Here is an 8,491-nt window from a genome sequence, read left to right as displayed (position 1 = left end):
GTAAATACGCTCCTTTGCGTGTTTTAGTCTGGCATAGAGAAAGTCATTTAGCGGTGTATTTTCTCTATGTTTTTATTATATCAAAACAGCGGTACCTGTTCAATTGTAAAGTACCTTCTAACACAGTTTTTTGTACCGCTATACACAGTTTTTTGTACCGCTATACACAGTTTTTTGTACCGCTATAATTCTGTGAAACCATATAAACACAGCCTTTTTTTCCACGCAAAAGAACAAAAGATTAAAATATATAAGATAAATATATATATAGGCTTCGCCTATTTTTTATTTTTTTCAAAAATGTAAAATCCAAAGTCAAAAGATTAAAACCATAAAAGTACAGAATGACCTAATTCGCTTTCTAAGCACTTTTTATCAATACCCATAATAATAAGTTACCTGAAATAAATTAAAATGCCCTAGAAAGTCTTATATGGCTATCTAGGGTATAAAAAAATCGATTAGAACTTTTGATAGAACTTGCTGATCTTTATCGCTGGATAGCAAAATGATTATTTAAAGATAAAAGTAAGAGATATTCTAAAAGCTCATATTTTGCTTTCTAAGCCCTTTTAAGTGTTAGTCCTAATAAGTTTACCTGATTTGTTTTAAAACTCCTTAAAAGGTCTGTAAAGCGTCAAAAAGCCCATCTAAAATACAAAAGGCTTTTAAAAACAATGAAGTTCCAAAAAGTACGCTCAAATTTATAAAATAATTTAATATCTGCATTGAGAAGTTAAGAAATAAAATCTTTATTTTTAAAATTCAGAAGTCCGAATGAAATAAGGACAATGCGCACTTACACACCACTCTAAAAAGTGGTGTTAATTTGCTCAAAAAATAGGTATCAGAAATTGCTTTCAGCAATAACCAAAAAGAGAATAGTTCTAAGAATCCATGTTCTTCTCTTAAAGTTGGATAGCACGTATTAAAGTTGTGATACATATTTCGAACTTATAAATAGTTTTTTTTAAATAAAATGCCTCAGCGCTCATTCCTCAATCGCCCTTTGTCATTGATTTTGTAATAAGGATTGCGCCCTATGCGGTTGCAATACCCCTAACAAAATAGAGAATATAAAACCATAAATACTGCAAGCTATCACATTGTAATACAAAGCACTTCGTTCTTGTATTACAATGTGGCTTGAAAAGGGGGAAGTTTCACTTTCCCCTTTTATCCCCTTTGGATTGTGTCGATTTGCTTTACGCAAACGCCACCTCCCCATTTTATAAAAATAAAATGGGCAAAAGATCTTTCTTTTTGTCATACAAAAAGAAGAAAAAAAAGACGATTTTCTTCTTCCGAAATCGTCCCACTTTTTTCTAAAACCATGGATGAACGAACCAAAAATCTCTCGTATCTTATTTGTTCATCCACTAAAAACATGCGCACAGTATGGCTTCATTCAATCCTGTTCTTACAAGTCAAAAGCATCGAATCGTCCTCGGATGATTCAACAAAAAAAGTAGTCGTTTTTGGACGACTACTAAGTTCGGCTCTATAATATTTGGTGTTGTTACTCAAACAGAGTAGTGACATCAAATATTATAGAGCCTTTATAAAATGACTCCCTTAAACCGATAGATCTTATGGTTTCCATTGTGTGAAGCTCAACATCGTTTTTTCTTAAAGGCCCAACATTAATATTATAGATAGTGGATATATTGTATAATAAAGAAACCTTCATATTCCTCATGTTGAGAATACGAAGGCCATGTACCAGCTTATTGGTTTAGTATATAAAATTACTCATTATTTTCGTCATATTCCATCTCATCTTCAGTTACCCACATATGATTCTTAACTTCTTCTTGACCATTGGTTGGAGTGTAATTAACAACGTAAACAGTTCCTGTAATAGATTTATCTACTTTTGCTTTAGCTCCCATCATCCCGTCCATGTGATCAGCATTCAAGATAACAGTATCGCCCTCATTTGCCACAGTCTCAGTATCTTTTAGCTCTTCTTGTACTACCCATCGATGATTCTTAACCATTGGTCCCCCAGTTTTTGGCTTATAGCTTACTTCATACATTGTAGTATCAAAAGCTCCTACAACTTGAGCTTTTGCGCCTTTCATCCCTTCCATATGATCAGCTAGCAGTATAACATTACTTCCCACAGGGAATTTAGGGTTCGCAGCATCTTTCATTGAAGAAGGAACCATACCGTCGTGATTCATTCCCTCCATACTATTCATTTCACTAGACGCTGTAGAAGTCGATTCCTGGTTTGTGCTTTTAGAATTATTCGATTCACTTTGATTGCTACACGCTCCTAAAAATACAATACTTCCAAGAATTACAAATACTAATTTTGTCATCTTTTTCACTGTCTTCATCCTCCTTTAATTAATCACATTTAGGTCATCTCATAAATTTGTAATCCAAAAACTTCTTTCTTAATTGTAGCTATTGATAAGTCCTTCTTAGAAAAGATTACTACAGAATTTGATAAGATATCTAAATGAACTTTTTCGACACTATCTATCGAAATCAGTTGAAAAAATATTTTTTTGCCCAACATTCACATACTAGTTTAGCAATTTTTATCTGTTTTTGAAACAAATAACTCTTGGAATGGCAACAATTTTTGGCTCTATAATATTTGGTGTTGTTACTCAAACAGAACCAAAAATACCTTGATATACAAGGTATTGAGGAGTAATTTATGAAAAAGTATTTTTAGGATAAAATCATTATAATTGATTCAGCTTAAACAAAGCGCAACGGTTTCTTAAATCAGAAAAAATTCGTTCCCTTTTAACCAAAAATTAAAAAAAAAGCCCCAATCTAATTTACTTCTTTCGTTGTCCTCCCACCAGTTAGATAAGTTTTTAGTGATTCTACCGTTTTAATTTGGTAGGGAGTTTCACTTAAATTAACTTCTAGAAAGCCTTGTTCGTAACCTGTTATGATGAATCGAGCGATTAACTTCCCATTCATCATTAGTTCATAACCAGAACCAACATGAATGAGCGTATACATCCGATATTTCGCATAACCTTTTCCTCCACACTCATCAATTAATTTCTTAATCAGTTTTATATCCATATGAACCTCTCTTCTTTTTCTTTAATAGTCCTATTTTAATGCAAAAATGACTAAAAAGACAGTTCAAATGACCATTAAATTTATTTTTCTGCTGCAATGTTTGATATTTCAAATATTTTTAAACAAAATGAGTTAAATCAAAACTTTTAACTAAAACGGGATTATCCAAAATCGATTTGATCCAACATTGTTTCACGGCTGGCTTGATCTAAACCTAAATAAGTTAGCGTCATTGATTCACTGGAATGGTTTAGTAAATGCATGACTAGGCCAATATTATAGTTTGACTGCATATAAACCCGATAAGCACCTGTTTTACGCATGGTATGCGTTCCTAGATAGTTAATTCCTAAAAGATCACCAACTCGTGCCATAATCTTATAAAACTGTTTCTCAGTAATAGGACGATCAGGACGAGAAGTTGAAGGAAATAACCACTCTGAATTCATATTTTGTTGGATGAGCCATGCATGATAAAGCATTAAATCTTGTTGGACAGGTCTTAAATACAAAGTATTCGCTTTACCTGTTTTTTGATCATGAATGAAAGCAGTCTGTTTGACTGTACCATCCGAATTAAAGACATCAGATTTTTTTAATTTCATGACGTCACTCACACGTAGCAAGGTCGCTTTCCCAACTTGGAAAATTGTATAGTTGCGACGACCAGCACGAAAACTATCAAGTAGTGTATCCTGCACCATTTTTAAGATATTTGAATCTTTGATAGGTAAAACAATCTGTTGAACCATATATCATATATTCCTTTCTAAAAAATAAGTAAATAATTAAATTATTTATTTATTTATTTTCTTGTCGGTGTCTCATTTCTGCACTTCCGCTTGTAGCAAGGGTTTCATCTGTTATTTTTTTGAAAACAACTTTTTAATTGCTCCCAATTTACGATAAGAAAACAAACAGGGATAAAAATGAACATGATTGCTAGTAAAAGCATGCCTACCATCCCAAATAATCCCTCCATCTTTGGTTCTATTATATCAAAAAAACATAAAAACAACCCCTATTACCTGTCCAATAGATAACGGGGGCTGTTTTAATAGCGTTGTATAGGGGTTATTATCTAATTATAGACCCTAAACAAACATCTTTTGTAAAAAGCCTTTTTTCTGTTCTTTCAACAAATCTAGCTTACGTTGATGAAGAGCGATAGTGTTATCTAGCTGTTTGAAGAACGAACCGATTTTTTGTTGTTCTTCAAAATTTGGAATATTTAAAATAAGATCCTTAACGATAGAACCAGATAAATTGCCTTGTCCACCTTGTAAATATTTATCAATTATCTTTTGCTTTTGTAACTTTAGCCACTGCATTATAAAATGAGAACTATACCCGCCAATTGGTTTAATTGCTAATATCGCTTGATTAATTGCACCATTAATTTGTGATATTCCTACCTCACCACTTGTTGCTCCGTATAAAGCGTATAGAATATCTCCTACTGATACCATCTTTGCAGATGAATTTTTTAAACCATCTTCCGTCAAGAATAACTCTGTCTTATCACTATTTATTTCACCAGAACGAATAAATGGAATATCGCCTTTATAGTAACTAGAATTTCCAGCTGAAGGAGTCCCCCCAGAAAATGAAGTTGTAAATTCCCCTAACTTACGCTCTTCCCAATCGTCAGCAAATCCCTCAAATCTTAATTCAGGAACTTTCTCGCCATTTTTTGGAAACATCTTTTGTAAGAAGCCTTTTTTCTGTTCTTTCAACAAATCTAACTTACGCTGATGAAGAGCGATAGTCTTATCTAAAAGACTAAATAATGAACCAATTTTTTCTTGTTCGACAAAAGTTGGTAACAGAATATTTAATTTCATCATGACATCTGCATTAAGTTTTGCACGTCCACCACCAACTAAGAATGGCTCTATGTTGAAATTCTTAATAGCATTCATCAAGAACTTATTATCTGTAATTGTCTTTTTACCTTGAAGAACATGTGCATGATTATTAACCCAAACCTTGCCATTAACGTATTGTACGGGATAATTTTTTAGATCATTTGCTCCGTCTTCTGCTACTAAAATGAATTCACCATTATGCGTAAATCCTTCAACATAATCTTGAATACCATTAGCTCCGTAATATGGGGTATCTCCAGGTTTTCGATCGGATGCTGTTATAGGTACACGTAAGTTATCAAATCTATCGGCAATGTCTGATAACTTACGATCTTCCCAATCATCCGTAAATCCCGGAAACCTTAATTCTGGAACTTTCTTTTTAACTGAATCATCTATTTTCGCCATAGTCCCCACCATTTTCTTGGTTTTTCTTGTTCTTCTATCCTTTTTTGATCTTTGATTTGTTCCTGCAAATTTTCCAACTTCTCTTTAAGAGCGTTCACTTCATCTTTATATTGATTGTCTAAGTGTTTGAATTCTGTTTCCTGTGAGGGCATTTTGAGGGCTTTTAAGTTATCATTTTCCGCCTTGTATTCTTCTAGCAACTTTTTATCTTGCAAGGCTAATCGTTGTTGCTGGTCTAACAAATTTTGCGTTTGTTTTTGTGCTTCCACTAAACTTTTTATTTGTTCATCTTTATTGATATTTTGAGATTCAAGATATTCAATTTGGTGTTTAAGACTGTTTAAATAGCTATTTAAAGTGCTGTTTAATTCAACGCCTTCAACACTTGTATTTCCTTTTATATTAGTGTTTTCTTGGTGTTTAACGGTATTTAACTTACTGTTTAAACTGCTGTTTAATTCAATACCTAGATTTTCTTTTATTTGTTTAACCGCTTCAGCGGTTAATAGCTTCATACTATTATTTCTAACTACATATTCGCTTGATATTTTAGAAACTTGATAATGAATTTTATTCTTGCTAACTCCTAACTCATCCGCAAGCTCTTTGATTGTCTTTAACTTTTCACTCATCATAAGTCCTGCCTTTTAACCGTAGGTAGATATTGCTCGATTGCTTTTTTCAGATACTTCGCTACATTGCGTTTAGAATAGGCTTCTTGTTTGCTAGATACATAAGACAAGTGGTCTTTGACCCCATTCAATCCTCTTAATTCCTTTAACTCGTCATAGAGAGGGTACACGTGCGCCTGCAATCCTGCCATAAGTGACGTATCGGTCATTTCATAAGGACTTAATAGCATATTATCCAACAAAAGTTTCGTGTATTTACTTTTTAATGCTTTCCCTGCTAAAAGTTCTTCTGCTTGTTCTTTATTTGCTTTATCCTGCAAATAAATAGGGTCTTGTTCTTCCAGCTTGTAGAAGTCATTTCGTGCGACTGGTTTCTTCGTGATATGAAAGACAATAGAATCAATTGAACGCCCTTTTTTGATTTTGTTATAGGTCACATTAAAAGACGTATGGGCGTTAATTTCATCTAAAGGTGTTTTAAGAACATCATTGTTAAATCTTGTAAACTGTTTATAAGAATTTACGGTATCAGTCATGATACGCAACTCTTTAATTGAAATAGACGGATTGCGGTATGCTTCCACTTGTTCGGCTCGCCGTCCGCCTTTGACACTGTAATGCTCGTATTGGTTGTATTGCATAGATAACCAACGATACAAAATAATGCTGTACTTGCTATTGAGTTCGGCTATATCTGATAAAGCGTGTTGGGTAAAATTCTTTTTGAGATTGATTAAGTAAGGCATAATTTCACGATGAAATTCAATTTTTACTTCGTCGTTATAATCCGTCCATTCTACGTAAGGGATAGGCACAATGCTTTTGAATTTAAAACCCTTTCCTTGTTCTTCTTTGATTTGAAAAAAAGCTTGTTTTTGCATTTTCTCAACCGCTTGTTTAAAGCGACTGTGTTTATCATTATCAGACACGTTAAAGAAAGCGAAAAGGTCTCTTTTCGAAAGATAAACCGTATTGTCTTTCGGTGGCTCTTCGGTATTGATACAAGACACGGCTAACTCAAACATTTTTAAAGGCGTTTTATCCATTTTAGCAATAGACGTAATCAAGCTGTTATGCTCTACCACTTTTCTTTTTGAAAGTTCATTCAAGGTCAGCACCTGCTTCTGATTTTGTTCATTTTTTGGTATAATAGACATAGAAAGTTACTCCTTTGTGAGTGATTTTAAGGTGGCATAGAGAAACTGATTTCGCTGTCGATTTCTCTATGCTTTTATTATATCAGAATACCGTATATCTATCAAGTTTTTTCATACGCTATAAACAGTTTTTTCATACGCTATAAACAGTTTTTTCATACGCTATAAACAGTTTTTTCATACGCTATAATTCTGTATCCACCTTTAAACACTGACTTTTTTCCCACGCAAAAGAACAAAAGATTAAAATATATAAGATAAATGTAATATAGGCTTCGCCTATTTTTTATTTTTTTCAAAAATTTAAAACCAAAGGTCAAAGTCATCAAAAAAAGGAGTGAGCGAAAACCACGCTCACATTTTACTTGCAGCGTTCACTCGCTAAAAGAAAAGATCAAAACCACTTTTAGGAATTTATTGGATTCCCTCTAATTGCTCATATAAGCTGTTTTAACTGTTTGACTAGCTAAATACTCATATCATGCAATCAAGCGTCTTACAGACGGTCAGGACAAGCCCTAACAACCCTTAAATGGAAAACCGATACTTTGTTTAACTTGTTTTTTTACAACTTACAACAAGCTATTCAATTTAAAATCAATTTAAACCCACTTAAAAGCTCGTTTAAGCATTCTTAATGCTCCCTTTGAACAAATAGACAGTTTCGAATTAAAGTCGCTTAAATCGAGTTTTAGAGCGTTTTAAAATAGAATGATGAAAAACTAAAAAGTTTCAAACGCTGGTCGGCTTGTTTCGTTAAAAAAGAGTGCAATGCGCGCACTTACAAATCAAATAAATATAATATGGGGATTGGGACAACGCCCCAAAAATAAAAAGAATCTTCTGAAATTCTTGACAAAAATTAATAGGCGTATTATAATATTGTTATACCAAACAAATGTTGGTAAATAAACCTTTCAGTCGTTTTTGCATACGCACCAAATAGACTGTCCAAGGAGGACAAAACAATGTCAAGAAAAAGAATATTTGAACCTGTTGTTTATACTGTTATAGCAACGGATGGACTTAATCATTCAGAAGACGTTAGATTTAAGATTTCATATGGCTATGAGCTGGAAAATCCAAACCCAGTATTCAAAGTACAAATGATACAAGGAACGTTACTTAAAGGACGCCAAGCTCCTAGTTATAGTGACCATGACCTAGATAGGATCATGACAATAAGAGAAAAATTAAAAGAAAAGTTTGATCTCGCTAACAAATTAGCAAGAGATATAGAGTATCAAGAGTTAGATTTATTAGATAGTTAGTTATTTCAAACTTCGCAACAGAACCAGATAAATATATAATAGGCTTCGCCTATTTTTATTTTTTTCAAAAATTTAAAACCAAAGGTCAAAATCATCCA

Annotated in this window: 7 protein-coding genes and 1 pseudogene; 1 reads left to right on the top strand and 7 read right to left on the bottom strand. The window is 33.1% G+C overall.

Features of this window, described 5'->3' with window-relative positions; translation table 11 throughout:
- Positions 1-1,748: 1,748 nt before the first annotated feature.
- From P3G65_RS11675 to P3G65_RS11645, 7 genes and pseudogenes are all read right to left on the bottom strand, one after another.
- On the bottom strand, positions 1,749-2,345 hold the full coding sequence (locus P3G65_RS11675; RefSeq protein WP_170275605.1) for a YdhK family protein: 597 nt from the start codon (positions 2,343-2,345) through the stop codon (positions 1,749-1,751).
- 20 nt (positions 2,346-2,365) lie between these two features.
- Positions 2,366-2,571 (bottom strand): annotated as a pseudogene (locus P3G65_RS11670) (hypothetical protein).
- 225 nt (positions 2,572-2,796) lie between these two features.
- Positions 2,797-3,057: a hypothetical protein gene (locus P3G65_RS11665; RefSeq protein WP_170275604.1), complete on the bottom strand. Its 261-nt coding sequence runs from the start codon at positions 3,055-3,057 to the stop codon at positions 2,797-2,799.
- 161 nt (positions 3,058-3,218) lie between these two features.
- Entirely contained in the window at positions 3,219-3,809 is a 591-nt protein-coding gene (locus P3G65_RS11660) for a site-specific integrase (protein ID WP_170275603.1), read from the bottom strand.
- 342 nt (positions 3,810-4,151) lie between these two features.
- Positions 4,152-5,333, bottom strand: a complete 1,182-nt coding sequence (locus P3G65_RS11655) for a restriction endonuclease subunit S (RefSeq protein WP_284071376.1) — start codon at positions 5,331-5,333, stop codon at positions 4,152-4,154.
- On the bottom strand, positions 5,321-5,965 hold the full coding sequence (locus tag P3G65_RS11650; RefSeq protein ID WP_223687872.1) for a hypothetical protein: 645 nt from the start codon (positions 5,963-5,965) through the stop codon (positions 5,321-5,323). The genes P3G65_RS11655 and P3G65_RS11650 overlap by 13 nt, the downstream gene beginning before the upstream one ends.
- Positions 5,965-7,122 carry a RepB family plasmid replication initiator protein gene (locus tag P3G65_RS11645; RefSeq protein WP_284071375.1) on the bottom strand — a complete coding sequence of 386 codons (1,158 nt, stop codon included), beginning with the start codon at positions 7,120-7,122 and terminating at the stop codon, positions 5,965-5,967. Before P3G65_RS11645 ends, P3G65_RS11650 begins: the two co-directional genes overlap by 1 nt.
- Positions 7,123-8,090: 968 nt before the next feature.
- Between P3G65_RS11645 and P3G65_RS11640 the strand changes: the two genes are divergently transcribed.
- Positions 8,091-8,393, top strand: a complete 303-nt coding sequence (locus P3G65_RS11640) for a hypothetical protein (protein WP_086383693.1) — start codon at positions 8,091-8,093, stop codon at positions 8,391-8,393.
- The last annotated feature ends 98 nt before the right edge of the window (positions 8,394-8,491 follow it).

The sequence above is a fragment of the Lactococcus sp. bn62 genome (assembly GCF_029492705.2).
GTDB lineage: Bacteria > Bacillota > Bacilli > Lactobacillales > Streptococcaceae > Lactococcus > Lactococcus petauri.
The sequence above is the reverse complement of the archived record's forward strand: the minus strand, read 5'-3'. Positions and strand labels throughout refer to the sequence as shown.